The following is a 16,453-nucleotide window of genomic DNA, read 5'->3' as shown; positions in this document are numbered from 1 at the left end:
CCTAGCTTAGTGAGACACTGCCACTCTATATTGAGAAAGTAAGCAATTACTCTTCATCAGGGAACCACTGCTGAAGAAGATCACGTGAACGCTCCAACTCATTTTGCCAAGTATTCACACCCACGATCGTTGGCTTAAGCAAGATCACGAGTTCAGTTTTTTGCGTTAACTGATTGGTGTTACGGAACAAATGACCTAAGGCTGGAATATCACCGAGGAATGGAACTTTAGAGGTCACATCACTGGTATTTGATTTCATTAACCCACCAATAACCACAACATCTCCATCTTTGGCGCGAATCACTGAATCAGACTCACGAATAGAGCTTTTCGCCAAAGGAAGCTGCACCAAGCCCGTCGTGGAACCTAGGTTGAGCTCTTTCACTTCTTCCTCTACCTCAATAACGGCTGGGTGTACATGTAAGAACACGCTACCTTTATCGTCTATCTGAGGGGTAACATCTAAAGAGATACCAGAGAAGAACGGAGTTAATTCAACTTCAGGTGCGACATTCGCGTCATCACCACTACCGACCGAACTTGATAAATCTGTTACGTAGTATTCGTCGGTACCCACTTTGATAACCGCTTTCTGGTTATTTGCCGCCGTGACTCGCGGGCTCGATAGAACATTAAGGTCACCTTGAGTGTCCATAAAGCTCAAAACTGCTTCAAAGCTGCCATCTGAAATCGTTACGTTAGTTTGTCCGCCTAACAAAGAGCTGATTGCATCTAACGGCGGTAAAGTACTTGCCGGACGATCAATTACAACGCCACCGCTGCCAATCGACTTAGACAAATTCGACCAGCTAATTCCCTGTTGGTAGCCGTCACTCAAGGTCACTTCCATGATTTTGGCTTCTAGGATAACTTGACGCTGCAGGCGTTTTTGAGAAATACCTAAGAACTCTCGAACCTCACGAATTTCGTCAGGGTAAGCACGCACTGTAATCACACTCGCTTGCGGGGTCACGACAACGCTTTGCCCATCGCCCGAGCCAATTAAGTGAGCAACCGCCGCTTCAAGCTGTGGCCAAAAATCACTTTCAGAGGTCGTTTCAATCTCTGTACCACCATTCGATGTCGAGTTTGATGAATTAGAAGAGTTAGATGAATTTGACGAGTTTGAGTTCGAGTTTGAAGAGCTCGATGAATTCGAATCTGAGTTAGAGATCGTGCCGGTGGTGATCGTCGTTAGTGAGCGACCAGAACGCTTAACTTGTAAGTAATCGACAGGGATCGTTACGGTGCGAAGACCGGCAGGATAAACTTGAATCACTTTGCCACGCTTTTCAATATCGTAGCCATACATATCTTGAGCAACAGCCAGTACCTCATCTAACGTCACGTCCGTTAGATTAAGCGTAAGGTTTCCAGACACACTTGGGTGAATAGCCGCACTATATTCCGTACCTTTCACTAAGCTGGCAAAAAAAGTTCTCGCTTCAACACCTTTTGCCTGAATACGAAAACGCTTAACCGTTTCCATCCCCGGAGACATCGAGTCAGAATTAAGCTGAGGCATAAGGTCATCTTGAACCGACGAAGGCAGCTCATGAAGCGCTCTGCTATTGGCTTCATTAATTGATTCGTTTAAAGACTCTTTAATCTCAACAGGATCTCTATGCCCCATCGAACAGCCGACTAAAGATGACACTAGGATTGCTACTACAAGTTTACGCATGTCTTCACTCTAACCTTAATTATTCTTAACATCTAAAGAGAACATCTCTAATTTCCACTGCTTAGAGCTTCTCTGCAGAGTGACGTATTCTGGATCTATGTTCTTAACTCGGTACCCTCTGATCGTTTCCCCTTGTCCGAGAATCTGACCATTCATAATCGCATAGCAAGGCGTATCTCCCTTACACACGATGCTTTCTAAAGAAGGCAAGCGATAACGAGTTGGTGCTTTCTTAGCAGGCGCCGTTTTCTGTTGAGGTGAAAGCCAGCCTAATGGCGCCGTGGGATCTTGCTCAGCCCACACAAAAGAGCTACTAAATAGCAAGGACAACAAAAGAGTTCTAACCACCGATAAACTCCTGTCTAGTACCTAATGTGTAAACCTCGAACACCAGTCGAGCTTTAGGATATTCTTCTACTGAGTATTCAAATGTGCGCCAGTAGTAACTCACAGGTAGAGACTCAAGTGCTTGAAGATAAGCGGAAATATCAAAGTAACTGCCGGTTAGCTCCATTCTTACAGGGTGAAGAAAGTAGCCTGAATATTCGCTGGTCTCTTTATTGTTCGAAATCGCTTCTGGTTTTAATGACTCTAGCGATTCAAGCTTTAGTCCATTACCGGCGTTAAGAACGCTCTCCAGTAACTGCGACATTTGAGAAGGTGTGATTAATCCATCAACAATCTGAGAAAGCTGAAGAGAGAGATCTTGGCTCTCCACCAGCAGCTTTTTGTACTCTCGATTAATTTCTTTGTCTGGGTCTTTGTTTAACTGAGCTTGCAGAACAAGTAACTCACCTTGCTGCCTTTGATTCGATTGAGTCAGGCTGCTCGCCTTGGCATTTTTAGCTTGTAGATCGAGATACGCAGGCTCAACCAATAAGGTGAACAACAACATCGATAGGCCAACAAAACCACACACAAAAAGTAGCCATTTTTCTCTTTGACTTAATGCAAGAAACTTATCGCTCAGCTGGTTCCACTGCTGCATTATTTACTCTCCCGACGAGTACTTAGCTCAAACGTCACCACATCCTGATCATTACGGCCAATTTTTAGTTTTTCAAAAGTGCGTCCGACTAAATTAAGCTCACTTTTAAACTGACCAATCCAGTTCGGAACGACATTTGCGTTACGAGCCAAGCCACTAAGATCTAAAGTATCGTGGGTCATGTAGATGTGCGAAAGAGAAATGTCATTTCGGCCTAATTTAGCTAAGGAATTCATGACGCCAGAATACCCGACTTGTTGGGATTCGTCGTATTGTCCAACAGCCTTCAAAGCCTCTTTTTTAGCCTCAGTCTCACGTTTGAGACGCGCAACCGCCGCGACTTTCTCTGGAGACGGTTTATGCTGAGTTAACTTACTATTCAATTGGTTAACTTGCTTGTTAAGTTGATTCGAGTCTTGTTGCAGGGCTGTTAGCTCTTTATCTAGATTAGAAACTTGATACTGCATTGCGAAGTAACCACCAAGCATCAAAACACAAATTACTCCCCAGCTCGCAACAACATTGGTCAGCGTAAAATATTCTTTTTTAGGCTTAAGGTGTTCAGGGTAAAGATTGACCTTAAACGTCTCTTTTTCAGCTGCAAGTTTAAGCAACAAACTCTCTGAATTATCACGCTCACCTTCAACCAACAGTGAAACTGTCGAGCTCAATGTACTGTTTAAGGCACTTTGTAACTCTGCTTCATCTTCTTCGTCACAACAGATTTTAAGCTGGTGAAGCTGGGTGCCTTTAATTTGAGAAGAAAGGTAATCAATCGAGCGTTGAAGCTCTAAAGCGAGGCCATCTAACTGCAGAGCACTTGACGCAACACCCGTTAAAGGTGGCACAACACTGCGGATGGTTCTTTGAAAACAAACGGTATTTTCGACAAACGCACCCAATTTAAAGTGTGAATTGACGCTACGTTGTAAAAGAATGAAATTAGACAGTTCGCCTGCACTGTAACCCCAGATTTCATCTTCAGGAGCAACACCTATTAATTCAATCTGAGCCGAATTAGTGATATTCAAAAGCTTGTCCAACAGCTTTTTAGGCAGGACATATACTTGCAGCTTGTTCGACGTTGGTAACGCGACCGCACTCGCAGTAATTTCCGTGACTCTTTCTGAAACAAGATCTTTGAGTAAAAAAGGCAGTGCTACCGACCATTCACTCTCTGGAATGTCCGGTTTATCAATTTGGTAGGTTTGGTAGTAGTTAGCACAGACAATCAGTTGGACGCTATTACTGGTAAACGCCTCACTGCTAAGCGATTTTTTTAGCGCACTCTCCCAGTCCCCATTAACCACGGGAATGCTGGCTACTTGAGGATCTTGTTCTGTCGATGAAATATAAATGGCGTCATTGCCCAGCAAGACAACTTGCGAGCTACCTTTATTATTCGTTGGCTTTATTTTGTCTAAAATCGCTTTAAAATTCATTCTTAACTACTACTCTTACGCCATCGATTTCTTCGTCCAACTTTGACAACAGATTCCGCTTTCGCGGCTTTTTCTGCTTGATTAGGCAAAGGGATAATTTGTTGTTCTTCGTCGAAATATCTCCCTTGATAGCCGTTAATGCCTAACTCTATCAAGGTATTCTTTTCTTGTTTTGTCTCGACTCCAACGGCAATAACTTGAGTTGGAGAATCACCACACGCCCCAATTAAGCTGCGAACAAACAGTTGGTTCTCATGCCTTTGGTCGATTTTCTTTATTAGGCTTCGATGAAGCTTAATATAATTAACCTTCAAATCCTTTATATAGTGAGTGCTAACAATGGTTCGCCCAGCTTGGCCAACCACAACTTTACACCCTAAACCTCGCAACATCTTTGCCACCGGTCTCATATAATCAAGATGAGCAATCAAGTGCCCTTCTGGAAACTCAAACGCAAGCTGAGAGCGGTGTTGAGCAGAGAGCTGTAACAACTCACTCCTAAACCACTTAAAGTGCTGTTTATTAGCAAACGGGGTAACATTCAGATTCACTGAATAGTTGATAGGTTGAGTTGATTCTTTCAACGATTTCAACACAACCTTTAGAACCGATTGGTCCATTTGAGCTTGATAACCCACTTGCTCTACCGCAGGCATAAATCGAGACGATTTCAATAAACCTTTGTCAGGATCCTGAATTCTAGTAAATATTTCTCTATGTAATTCATTAACTTGACCAGATTCCGGCATAAGATAACACCGCTGAGCAAAGATTACTAAATTTTCAGGAAGCAGCGCTTTATCAAGTAATGTTCTCCAACGAACACTGCCTCTATCAAGCTCATTCTTATTCTCTTTCGGGTAACGGCTCCAGTTATTAATACGCTCTAACTGAGCACTCTTTAGTGCCGTTTCCGTTTCATCCATGATCTGGCTATGACGCTCACCTTCGGTATACATGGTCACACCAATATGACACCAGTTATCCGACTCTAAAGGCTCTGGCGGAGTTAGCTTATCTAACTGCCTTAAACACTGAGCAGCCAAGGTCGCAATATCTTTTGCGCCCTGATGAGGGATAAATACAGCAAAGTCCGCTTCGTAATAGCGAGAAAAAATGACATCGGGATAGCGTTGAACGATATTCGACAGTACTTCACCGACTTCAATAATAAAGCCGTCTGTGGTTTGCTTATCGTTAGCATCACTAACTTGCTCCCATTCGTCGATACGTATCAGTAACACACCGCCTCGAGCACCACTTTCATGCAGTGCCGATTCCAGCTTATTATCGAATAAAACTCGGTTTGCCGTTCCCGTGAGTTTATCTAGGAAAGTATGGGTACGAATAAAGGTATCAAAGCGACTTCGTTCTTGACGAGCATCTTGTAGCTCTTCAATCAATACATCTAAGGCTTCGCTTGCGGTATAAGGCCACTCTCGCTCATCTCCCTTTGCATGAGCTTCAACCTGACCGGCCAAGATCATTCTTCCTCGCTCTTCCAAGATTTCAGAACCCATGAGTTGTTCTTTCAACCAACGAACACCGCGAGCAAGACAGAACAGAACCAATGCGACAGCCAAAGTAATTGACCACATCGCTTCCATTGAGTAGTTGTAGCCAATATAAGGAGGAAGTGCTTTAAATTCGATTCGGTAGCCTTGATTACGCTCTAAAATGAAGCTTTTCTCATAAAGACGATTGGGATCAATTTGTGGGGAGGTATCTTTGAAACGATAAACGATGCCGGTCTTGTTCGAGAGTTTCATCTCAACAATATTGCTTGCCTGCAACATCTTAGGCATCCAACGCTGCATTGAATACGCGGCGTCAGGGTCTTCCATCTCTTTATCTACAACGTCGACAATGCCAACCAAATAATGGTCTAAATATTCCTGTCCAATACGCTTAAAGGAAAGTGTGCCACCAATAAAAAGAATGAACATCGCGCTGATCACTATCACGGTGACAAATGCGACCAATCGAGTGCTCAATTTTAGTGTCGGGGTATATCTCATGAATAACGAAATCCTTTTCAACTCACATTATACCGTATTGCTACTTATACTATAAATTGACGTTGTAAATAAAGCGTTAAGAATTGTAGGTAACAAAAAGCCGCGATGAACGCGGCTTTTTCCAATTTAATACTGTCTTTATAATATATTAAAAACAGGATCTAAAATGGAAACCGCGACCAAAAATGAAGACACGATGGGTGAGTGGGTGACTAAAAACACACAAAACACAATAAAAAACTAACATTTACAATAGACATTAACTGTAATCACCTTCATTTAAAATCAAACTTTTCTAAAAAAGCTTTATTTACAATGAATAAATGAAAGTTAACCTCAGTAAATCAAGTATTTTATCAGTGTTGTAAGCACTCATTTTTAAACCAAGAACTTTTCGTACGACATAGAGGAGCAGCTAATCACCATACCTAAAATGGCTCAGACTCTCTATTCCGACCCTACTATGCACCAATGAAAAACATAACCATAACAGTAACCATCACTGTAATACCGTAAAAGGGGATTAGAGTGTTAGACCAAACACCAGAAAACCATGTGTTACGCCCACAGTTGAACTTTGACACGTCCATTGAGAAGTCAATCTCACTTTCCATCTTTGAGCGAACTTCGTCATACAACTGTCGGTATTGCCGCTCTTGTGAGATGAAGAAACCATCTAACGCCCAAAATACAGGGGTAACTAGATATGTTACCAGTACATACTGAATATTTGCGTCTTTTGCGGCTAACGCAAATAGTGCTGAAATCAAGGTAATAGTCCACCCTTTAGTCAAAAATGAATTTGAATTCATTCGCGCAATGACGTTTTGAATAAACTCTAAGTGCTTTAGCTTACTTTCCACGGCTCTCATCCGATAATGTAACTGGTAGCATTTTTATCTATAACTTTATAACATATAACGCCGCTAGCGGGTTCCACGAGTAACACAGTGTGTTTTAACTGGCTTTAGGTCTAGTTTTCATTAGTGCCGCTTGTCTACCATCCAACACGATCGGAACAGCCATATCATTTGTTTTGACCAAGACATCTTTAACGTTTCGTATAACATGGTCTCCTAATCGATATCCTCTTCCAGGCCAAGCGACAATACCTGGTCTACCGACGACTACAATCGGTTGACAACCATTTTTACAGGTATAGATGGTTTCATCCTGTTCTAAAGACAGGCTCGCTTCATCTAATTTTTGATTTTTATTGCATGCAGGGCATGTCGTAGTCATATGCTTGTCTTTAATCGCTTCGCCCCCCTTAGGAGCAATGCCTTGATGACGAAATACGTCCTCAACCTTGACTATTTCGTATTCAATTCCATGATCCTGATTATATTCAAATACTTTTGAAGCGAGCATGTCTATTAGCTGCTCAAGTTCTACTTTTCGATAATCAATGTAACCTGTAGTATCCAGAATACCTTCAACTTCCGTATCATCTAAACGTAATGGTAGAATGTACTCCCTGTGCTCTCTAAATGCACGAGCTTGAGCAGCTTTACGCTCGTGATTTGTCCACTGTTTCTCAACATAATTTTTGGAAAGAACCATTAGGCAATATTTTGATTCATCTCTGTATATTTTTATTAAATGTTCGTAGAGATCCTTCCCCCACAGGTTCGCTTGCTCATACTCATCATAAAATACATTGATGCCCTTGGTGACGAGAGATGAAGCAATCTCTTCGGCAACATGCCGATCTTCACCTGCAAATGAAATCACTACATCATACTGAATCATAACCACTAACTCCTTGTATATACTTGGTTCTTAGGTCTAATAACATCAGGAAAGCAACCCTATTAACTCTTACTCTATATGTTGCATAATAATACCAGAGAAAACATCCCTATAGCTGTTTTTTGACCTTGAAATGAAGTCGAAGCAGTGTATTAAAATTGCGCAGCCTGTGAAACTAAACCACCTAAGCAAACCTTCCGCTTGAGAGCGATATTACCTTTGCGTACTGCTGTCTCGATTGAAGACTGTGTACCCATAATAACAAGTTGTTGCTTTGGGCGAGTAGCTCCCGTGTAGAGGAGAGTTTGATCGATCATATGACTGGCTTCTTCAGGTAAGGTCATAATCGTGGTTGTCCACTGTGATCCTTGGCTTTTATGAACAGTAATAGCATACGCTAATTCAAGCTTTTCTAAGAGTTCGATTGTTAGTGGAATCGAGCCGCTGTCTAACATCAAAGTCCCCACTGAGCCGTCTTCAAAAACCGTGTCAAACACCTCACTAATATAGCCCAAGTCTCCATTGCGAACGTCCAATGCATAGTCATTTTGGTTTACCATCACAGGATCGCCTTCTAACAGCCACTGTCCCTTAGTATTGCGCCACTCAAAATGAGGAATAAGCGGATTCTTCACCAACTTACGATTCCCACCTACACGTTTCTGGAAATCAGAGTTAATGCTGTCTACACCGAGTATTCCTTTACGCACAGGCGATAACAGAACAGTATTATCTCTTCCTCCCGCCTGACACCAAAGGTCATAAGCCCTATCCAGAGTCATCTCTGTTTCCAGACTTGCATCTTCACTCTCTGATAACAGCCTGTTTGTCAATGGCAATTGATAGGTTTCACTATTCCTGATAGCGGTGGCAAAGCGATAAATACCTGACTCCGAAGCCTGTCTCTTCACTTGCGAAAGGTTAAAGGTTGGCAAGGGCATATTAGGCTTGGTTAAACTATGAAACACTAACCCAGCCCCAATAGGAGGTAGCTGCGCTACATCACCGACAAATAAAATGCGCGTAGCTTCAGGCAAAATCCCACACAACCGATACATTGAGAAGATATCGATCATTGATGCTTCATCGATAATAAGAAGAATATGCTCTGGCAATGGTTTCTTGCCTTCTCCCAAGTGGTCAGAAATCAATTTCGCGATAGTGCAAGCTTCATACCCTGTACTCTCAGACATACGCTGAGAAGCTCGCCCACTGAGAGCAACCTGCTTTATAGTTAACTCATCAGCGAGCACTCGATAAACTGCTAGGACAGCCTGTAGAATGGTTGTTTTACCAGTGCCTGCGCCACCTGAAATGCAAGCAACAGGGGCAAGAACTGCACCTATTACCGCCTCTCGTTGCTCTTTTGTCAGCTCAAACGGCAGCGTGCTCTCAAATTGAGATAAAGCGGCACGAACATTTGTTTCAGTAACTGCTCGTTCCCATATCGCTAAGAGTGACCCTTCACCCCGTTTTCTATTGATTTTGTCAGTGATCGTTCGAGCAACTTTGTCTTCGATTAGTGCGCTTCCTATCGGAACTAACCCTTTATCGCCAACTCTGACTAATATGTTGTGTGCTATGGCAACATCAACCATGGACTTCAACGCTTTCTTGCGTCTTATGAGCTTAAAAGCAGCAGCACACAAGGCTTCTTCGTGAACGACAATATCACCCGTTTTAAGAGTCAAATTTGCAGCAGCCTGTTCAGCTACAGCACAAAGCACTTGGGGGCTATCGAGACTCATATCTAACGACTCAGCCAGAGCCAGGGCTTCTTTCCATGTTGCGCCCAGCGCCAATAGTAGAAAAGGGTTTTGTTTGACGGTTTGAATAGCTTTAGGCCCAAACACTTCAATCATTCTTCGGCCAAGGTGCGGATTCATATTTTCCTTCTGCACCCATTCAATCGCTTCCATCATTTGCCCATCAGGCCAGTAGTGGACAAGTGAATAGGCACGTTGTTTATCCACGCCTTTTATCAAACAAAGCCGCTCGATGTCTTTGTCGAGGATAATTTGCTCAATATTCTCGGTACGAGCGACTCTACTTGCTATGACACTACCTACGCCTTCGACATTCTTAGCCAAATAGAAAGCCAACACTTCTCCAGAAAGCCTTTTAAACACAGCACTTTTAGCTACTAGCAAATCTTCTGTATGACGCCATCCTTCAATTTCATACGTCTGACTGGTCAACTCTCCTTGAACCTCCCAAAGAGTGCCAACTTTCACCTCAGAAAAAACGTTTTGGGGAAAACTAATGGCTAAAGTTCTAGTTCTCGGCACTTGGGAGCCATCATGCGAAACAGCTATCGCTGTCGCCTGATGAAATTGACGAATGTTCGTTACTTGGACTGTCATCAATCCCATCCAGACAACTCCCCATAATTACGAACCACCGCAGCTTCTCGCGACTTCTGAATACCCAGCTCTTGACGTAACTCTTGGTTCTCAGACCTGAGCGAAGCAAGTTCAGATTTAAGTGGACTTAATTCAGCTTTAACTTCAGCCAACTCTTTCCTCAGTCTACTCACTTCTGCTGAATTCTGATTAGATCGCCGCTCGGCTCTCTCTCGCGCATCTTTATGAGAAGCAATGGATTCATTAGACTCTCCATACCAACGCCTCTCTGCCTCAACTAGAAGCTCTCTGAGCTTAGGGTTTCCATTGACACTTAGTTGAGACCGCTTCAACACACCTTCATCAATAAGATTTGCTCGGTTAACCTTGTCTCCATTGCGGTACTCTCCGAAGTCATTCAACTCGTCCCGTTCAGCAATCCAGTTCATAAGGCGGTTAATCGTTTCTTGTGCTTTCAATTGACTCATAGCGGCCTCCCTCAAGCATCCCTGTCTGTTTGGGGAAGGGGTTCATTAATCTTTTGCTGTAGCTTGGACATATCTACATTGGGCATTTGAGATAGGTTGTATTGCCAACGAATAAATGTCTCTTTCCAGATTTTTTCTTTCACGGAATGCTCTGCTTTTAGGTGCTCAATTTGCCCCTTGAGTTCAGCATTTTCCTTAAGAAGAGCATCAATGGTGACGTCCCCAGTCTCAGTCATCACTTGAGGTTTATCTTTCAGCGTCTGCTTTCGACGCTTAAAAGCCTGCTTGATCCCATCGTCTCCCATAAGAGTAAATGTCGATATTGAGTCGCGATTTAGGCGCTTGGCAAGCGCATCTGCAAACGCAGGCCAAGTGAGTTTACCCGACCATTTTGCTAGCACGTCCTCTACGATTGGAAGCTCTTTGTCTGTAATAATCTTCTTTTTCATGCCTCACCTCCAAACAGTGCTAGTAGTTCGTTCTGAGTACGATCAATCACACTTTGGCTAACGGAATCCTGAACATTAATATCGACTTTCAAACCGTTTTCGATGAGAGCTATTTGTGTCTCAGTGGGATCTAACTCTTTCGGAATTCGAATTACTGTTCCTTCTGGAATATTTCCGTCTTCATACATTTTGATCACAGTGCGTGTGATCGCTAATCGTCTACCATTGAATTTCAGCCAAGCTTCAGCTCCATATTCACCGCGACGGCAAGCGTCTACCGATATTTCAAACTCTTTGGTTTGAGCCAGTTCCAGATTTCGAAGTCGTTCCAAGCTTTTGGGCAAACCTTTGATGCAGGCATGATCTTTACAAGCCACGCAATCACCCGCTTTTGTACATGGAGCCATCGTCCAATCATGCTCGCATACTCCCCATCCAGTAGGCTGCGCTGCTCCAACACGATTCTGATTCCCTAACATTTCATAAGTAATTGGCACACCTACTTTCACTGCTTCAATGGCTCTAAGTCCATTATCTTTGGGTAAGCTAAGAACACTAGCTTTAGGGATATTGAGAACAGCACGAGCTGTCGCCTCCCTCTCTTCAGGTGTACGCAAATCATATGCTTTGTTGTCTTGAATTCGTGTGCGACCTGCAAACATCGCGAGATCCAGAGAGTCCATTTCTCCGCGCTCAGCCATTGTAGATAGCCATGTTCGAATTTGGTGAGTAGAAATAGCGATTGGAGATTCATCTTCATTACGGATATTCAATTGTTCAAACATTGAATCTTTAACTTCTGTTCGGCTATCTGAAGATCCCAAAGCAGTATTGAACTCATTTACGCTCGGAGTAACCCAGCTATACTCTTTAGCCAAGAAATCTTTATGAAATTCATTGTCTCTCACAAGACATAAAGCTTTACTAACAGGCGCTCCAACTTCTTCTATGTTCGGCCAACTAGGATACTGCTTAGAGTATTTCATCACTGTGTATTCAGCTAGATCACGATAGGAGATCTGGTTCTTGTCTTTTATCAAGTTCAAGAACCATTTGGGACTACTCAATGCAAGAGCCATTTGCTGTACATCCATAGTATCAGCAGAAACTTTACTCTTTGGAGTAAGCCTCATAGCAGCACACATTTCGGCATAGGTTAGAGCTTCGTTTTCTCCATGATTCAAACTAGTAATACACTCTGAGTGACGAAAGAAATTATTGGGATGCTCAGTTGCCCAAGCTGCCGCCTCTCGCGCTGGCTTACCAAGCTCTGTGAGTCGAGCGACGGCCTCTCTCACGGTCTGCTCTAACTTAGGATGAACTGGTTTTAGGATTGTCCCTCCACCCTTAGCTGCTTTCCATCGTAGATTTAAAACTACAGTTTCCTTCTCTTCGACTTCACCCGTATCTGGATTTTGAGTAGTCTCAATAGCAGTGGTCTCGAATAGGCAATCCGTGGTCAGAAAATACAGCTCACCAGCGCGGTTTGGCGCAAACATAAGTAAAACAGCACAGCTCGACCAATAAACTTCATAAGGCTTCTTTGCCTTGGTAAACGCATCAGCTAAAGCAGCCAATTCATGACTTTCGAGTAAGCGCTCTTCTTGCCAATCCCGATCATCTTTTGATGTTCCTTCAGCGCGATCTTTTTGCCTAGGCCACGGACTTTTCTTCCAAGGGGTGTGACGCAAACATATTCTATTATCTTTTAGCCATTTAAAGAGCTTTTTCATATGACCGCCAGTGCCATAACGAGCCTGTGGTGTCAGTCGATCTTCTACAGACTCTCTAGCCTTAGTAATTGTAGGTTCATCAAGTAACAATATGTCAGCAATGCCATGAACTTCCTTCAATCCACAATATGTTGCTTTAAGCGCCCGCATCATATGACTAGGGGCAATTTCCTTTATACTCTGTTGCTCTCGAACATAAGCACGAGCAAAATCTAAGAAAGGCTGTTCAAATGGTTTGCCATCAGCTTTTCCAGCAGAAGACTCATATTCTGTAAACTGCATGCCAAGGTTCTTAGCTGTTTTCCAGTTAACTGACTTGAAACCACCTTGATCTTCATACAGTGTTAGCTCGAATTTAGCTCGGTCTGTAAAAGCTTTGAGGTTCTGTTCACAGGTAAGTTCTTTTCTGGATTTAAAAGGAATCACACTCATGCAGCCCCCTCATTAAGTGCTTGAATTTTATAATCACAAGCTTTCATAATTGCAGCGACATGAACAATCGCTAGGTCATAAGACTGAAGAACTAAATCACTAGCACCATTCTCTCGGCGGTCTTCCATTTCCTCAGTTAAATCAACCAAAAGCTCATCCCATGGTGCATGTAGAAGCGGCTGAAAACGAGCACATGACACACAAATTTTGACGCCACTATCACAAGCACTACCAGCACAGTTTCCGACATGCTTCATTCCACTAATGTGTCTTCTGCTCGCGGGATCCCCTGAACGAACTGCTTCTGACTCATCAGTTATCAGACGGTCTTCAAACATTGCAGCTAAAAAGCTCATAGCTTCATTCATTTTGGCAAAAATTCGAAGAGCTAGTTCTGGGGTATACCCTGTATAAACACCTATATTCTGGGTATCTTCGTGATCTAACAGGTAAGCAAGCTGAACCCCACTTATACCATGACGAACTAAATTGGTTGCACGCGTGCGGCGACAACGAGTGGGTGTGAAGTGAATAGTTTCACCAGTTCGCTCTGAGATTGCACTGCATTTTCTGCTAACAACTCTAGTTAAATCTGATGAACCCTGTACATTCATGTGAAGTTTCGCAGGCTCATCTTTTAGGGAGCTACGAAACTCATCTACAGTACAAATCTCATCGAATTGCTCTTCTTTACCAACAAAAAGAGGCAATTCTGTAAGATCTGCTTTCGTCAATTTGGGCAATTTTTTCTTCGCCAGTTTCTGAACTTGCTCTGCTAAGTTAATCAAAATTAGAAACAAATCTTCAGTAATATTGAGTGAGCGAAAACTCTTACGAAAGCCACCATCTTCACCACGTTTTTTGGCTCTAGGCACAGAAACTGAGTAGATTTGTTTTCCTTTGACTACTTCAACATTAAGATCACAGATCCGTAGCTGGCGAAGTTGAATCGGACGTCGTGCCGTCTGATAGCAAATCATGAACCATGCATATTCACGTAGAGTTAGCTGCTCAGTTAAGAATGCATTAGCTGCCCAACTCATAAGTAATTGCTGCTCCGTAACAGTCCAAGGCCCAGAGTGGGGACAGCTATGTAAGACAGCCTTCCCTTTAACATTCCCATGAAGCTTGAGACTATCTAAGAATGGCGTCATGCCTTTTTGGACGCCTGAATATTCCCAGTCAATCCAGTTGCGTAAAAGCGCACGAATAGTACCTAGCTTATACTCATTTTCCTTATCTAGACTCGCTTTCAAATTTAAAATTTGTGTATCAGTAATTTCTCCCCCCGTGTAATGGGGAGTATCAAGAAAATAACGCCTAATGTAGGTATAACAACCCTTTATATGAGATTCAGATACTTCCTCAGCCATTCTCGCCAAGGTTAACCTCAAGCCTTGGCAAAGCTCTGAGTCAGCCTTCTGATAGTTTAACAGCCCCCAATTGAGGGTATAATCATGACCAAGTTTCCAAAATTCAGAATGTACATCGAACTTATAACCAGCCTTGGAGGTTCGATGAAGTGGTTCACATTTAGGGAGCTTAAATTCAACTGCTGCATTCACTATTTATTCTCCTTTTCAGCATTATCAGAAAGCTCATAGGCAACTCCCAATACGCTAGGAATAAGCTTCTTAAGCTCTTCTTCTGCAACCTCATTAACTTTGCCATTGAATTTGCGCATCTTCTCTGACTCTTCCTTCATAAGTGTCATACTGATTTTTTCAGCCGATTCCTTTGTATGGCGAAGGTTGTAAACTTCAGCAGACTTCTCATCACTATGTCCCATGATGTACATGCGTATTTGTATCTCTTTCTTTTCAGATATAATGTCATCCATTCGCCCTTCCTCACGCGCTAAACGGTTATTTATATCGATAATTCTGGAAATTAAATTGTTTCGGTTATGTCGATATGCGTGAGCGCCTGCCAACTTATCCACCTTAATACCTTCCGCTTCAATAAACGAAGCCAGCCCTTTATCACGAGCAATCTTCAATAGGAGCTTGGAACATTGCTTGATACTCAACGGTTGCCCGACAGTATTCTTACTGGAAACAAACAAGAAACCATGGCTTTGGCTTGCAGGAAGTACTTGTACTATATGCCTCCTTTCTCCTATCACGTAATCGCGCAACACATCTGTCAGCTCAAGGGATATTGGTAGATCGCGCTCCAGTGTTTTAGCATTTGGTTCAAGCCCCCTCCAGATGTCCTCAGGATCATCATGCCGACGCACGATTGAAATGGTTTGCGCCGCGAAATTTACATCAGCGACTTTTAACTGAAGTAGTTCCCCTACACGCATACCTGTGTCATAAAGCACTCTGATAATTAGATAATTCCTTTCGCGAACCAAAGCTGTAAAGGGGTTATCTATACATTCAGGCTCAGCAATTCGCATAATTTCTTCAAAAACTTCGGGTGGTGGTGCCTTCTTGTCAGGATCATTTCGTTTTGCACGAGCGCCTTGTCGTTTTGGTCGCTGTTTAATTATCACTTGCTTAACTTTTTCAGCAGCATCTAAGTAATAAGCGTAATGGGAGTAATGGCGTAGACCTACATCTACCATAAAGTGAAGAAACTCAGCTACGACCTTCAGGCGATGACGGTGTAGCTTCACTCCTACTACCTCATCTGGAACCACAGATGAAGGTAACTGTGCTCTCATAGAAATTACGTTGCTTTCAGTTTTCTGCGTGTGCTTACGCCGTACAGCTTTCGTCTGAAGTTTGCAATGGTGAGCTAGAGATCTAGCTTCAAGCGTTGAAAGGAATTCTGGTAGTGAAAATTGGCTCGCTGGAGCCGCTTCATCTGCATCCGCAATACCAATAACCTTTTCAAAGAAAGGTTGTTCCTGCATTTCATCCCAAAGTAGAAAATGAACGAGAACATTCGAAATGTTCCTCATTGTCTCTTGGGTTGACCCTCTATAGTGCGTTGTAAGGAACAAAGTCGTCCAGAAATCAGGCACACCATTAGCATCCGATAAACAGGAGAAACGCTCTCCGTTTTGAAAAATGAGTTGTTCTCGATGAAGTTCCATATCATCACCATAAATCAAGTTTAATTTATTGTAGTAAGGTGGCAACTTTAAATCAAGTTTATTTTTTAAGCAGAAAACA

The 16,453-nt window shown here is 42.8% G+C and carries 13 protein-coding genes; all 13 read right to left on the bottom strand.

Annotation, left to right across the window (positions count from 1 at the left end):
* Positions 1-46: 46 nt before the first annotated feature.
* Positions 47-1,684, bottom strand: coding sequence for a pilus (MSHA type) biogenesis protein MshL (mshL, locus tag AB4161_RS03115; RefSeq protein ID WP_102393514.1), 1,638 nt, complete (start codon positions 1,682-1,684; stop codon positions 47-49).
* Positions 1,685-1,699: 15 nt separating this feature from the next.
* Entirely contained in the window at positions 1,700-2,032 is a 333-nt protein-coding gene (locus AB4161_RS03110; RefSeq protein ID WP_017061346.1) for a hypothetical protein, read from the bottom strand.
* The gene (gene pilO, locus AB4161_RS03105; protein ID WP_017061345.1) at positions 2,025-2,672 is read right to left on the bottom strand and encodes a type 4a pilus biogenesis protein PilO; all 648 of its coding nucleotides are present in this window, start codon (positions 2,670-2,672) and stop codon (positions 2,025-2,027) included. Before pilO ends, AB4161_RS03110 begins: the two co-directional genes overlap by 8 nt.
* Positions 2,672-4,114: an MSHA biogenesis protein MshI gene (locus AB4161_RS03100; RefSeq protein WP_136979366.1), complete on the bottom strand. Its 1,443-nt coding sequence runs from the start codon at positions 4,112-4,114 to the stop codon at positions 2,672-2,674. Before AB4161_RS03100 ends, pilO begins: the two co-directional genes overlap by 1 nt.
* Before the next feature lie 2 nt (positions 4,115-4,116).
* On the bottom strand, positions 4,117-6,132 hold the full coding sequence (gene csrD / locus AB4161_RS03095; protein WP_171732396.1) for an RNase E specificity factor CsrD: 2,016 nt from the start codon (positions 6,130-6,132) through the stop codon (positions 4,117-4,119).
* Between the two features lie 461 nt (positions 6,133-6,593).
* Positions 6,594-7,004, bottom strand: a complete 411-nt coding sequence (locus AB4161_RS03090) for a hypothetical protein (protein WP_372082770.1) — start codon at positions 7,002-7,004, stop codon at positions 6,594-6,596.
* Positions 7,005-7,089: 85 nt separating this feature from the next.
* On the bottom strand, positions 7,090-7,884 hold the full coding sequence (locus AB4161_RS03085) for a toll/interleukin-1 receptor domain-containing protein (protein ID WP_372082769.1): 795 nt from the start codon (positions 7,882-7,884) through the stop codon (positions 7,090-7,092).
* Positions 7,885-8,036: 152 nt separating this feature from the next.
* Positions 8,037-10,256, bottom strand: a complete 2,220-nt coding sequence (locus AB4161_RS03080) for an AAA family ATPase (RefSeq protein WP_372082767.1) — start codon at positions 10,254-10,256, stop codon at positions 8,037-8,039.
* Positions 10,247-10,714, bottom strand: a complete 468-nt coding sequence (locus AB4161_RS03075) for a hypothetical protein (protein ID WP_372082765.1) — start codon at positions 10,712-10,714, stop codon at positions 10,247-10,249. The genes AB4161_RS03080 and AB4161_RS03075 overlap by 10 nt, the downstream gene beginning before the upstream one ends.
* Positions 10,715-10,725: 11 nt before the next feature.
* The gene (locus tag AB4161_RS03070; protein ID WP_025621024.1) at positions 10,726-11,163 is read right to left on the bottom strand and encodes a hypothetical protein; all 438 of its coding nucleotides are present in this window, start codon (positions 11,161-11,163) and stop codon (positions 10,726-10,728) included.
* Complete coding sequence (locus tag AB4161_RS03065) at positions 11,160-13,328, bottom strand: hypothetical protein (protein ID WP_372082763.1); 2,169 nt, start codon at positions 13,326-13,328, stop codon at positions 11,160-11,162. Before AB4161_RS03065 ends, AB4161_RS03070 begins: the two co-directional genes overlap by 4 nt.
* Entirely contained in the window at positions 13,325-14,893 is a 1,569-nt protein-coding gene (locus AB4161_RS03060) for a site-specific integrase (protein ID WP_372082762.1), read from the bottom strand. The genes AB4161_RS03065 and AB4161_RS03060 overlap by 4 nt, the downstream gene beginning before the upstream one ends.
* A complete protein-coding gene (locus tag AB4161_RS03055) occupies positions 14,893-16,374 on the bottom strand; it encodes a tyrosine-type recombinase/integrase (RefSeq protein WP_372082760.1) in 1,482 nt (493 codons plus the stop codon). Before AB4161_RS03055 ends, AB4161_RS03060 begins: the two co-directional genes overlap by 1 nt.
* Positions 16,375-16,453 lie beyond the last annotated feature (79 nt).

Source organism: Vibrio sp. 10N.286.51.E5 (assembly GCF_041469125.1).
Taxonomy (GTDB): domain Bacteria; phylum Pseudomonadota; class Gammaproteobacteria; order Enterobacterales; family Vibrionaceae; genus Vibrio; species Vibrio crassostreae_C.
This window is presented reverse-complemented; position numbering and strand designations above follow the sequence as displayed.

Coding starts and splice junctions, on each gene's coding strand:
- mshL (WP_102393514.1), bottom strand. CDS start 1,684: ATGCGTAAACTTGTAGTAGCAATCCTAGTGTCATCTTTAGTCGGCTGT.
- pilO (WP_017061345.1), bottom strand. CDS start 2,672: ATGCAGCAGTGGAACCAGCTGAGCGATAAGTTTCTTGCATTAAGTCAA.
- AB4161_RS03100 (WP_136979366.1), bottom strand. CDS start 4,114: ATGAATTTTAAAGCGATTTTAGACAAAATAAAGCCAACGAATAATAAA.
- csrD (WP_171732396.1), bottom strand. CDS start 6,132: ATGAGATATACCCCGACACTAAAATTGAGCACTCGATTGGTCGCATTT.
- AB4161_RS03090 (WP_372082770.1), bottom strand. CDS start 7,004: ATGAGAGCCGTGGAAAGTAAGCTAAAGCACTTAGAGTTTATTCAAAAC.
- AB4161_RS03085 (WP_372082769.1), bottom strand. CDS start 7,884: ATGATTCAGTATGATGTAGTGATTTCATTTGCAGGTGAAGATCGGCAT.
- AB4161_RS03080 (WP_372082767.1), bottom strand. CDS start 10,256: ATGGGATTGATGACAGTCCAAGTAACGAACATTCGTCAATTTCATCAG.
- AB4161_RS03075 (WP_372082765.1), bottom strand. CDS start 10,714: ATGAGTCAATTGAAAGCACAAGAAACGATTAACCGCCTTATGAACTGG.
- AB4161_RS03070 (WP_025621024.1), bottom strand. CDS start 11,163: ATGAAAAAGAAGATTATTACAGACAAAGAGCTTCCAATCGTAGAGGAC.
- AB4161_RS03065 (WP_372082763.1), bottom strand. CDS start 13,328: ATGAGTGTGATTCCTTTTAAATCCAGAAAAGAACTTACCTGTGAACAG.
- AB4161_RS03055 (WP_372082760.1), bottom strand. CDS start 16,374: ATGGAACTTCATCGAGAACAACTCATTTTTCAAAACGGAGAGCGTTTC.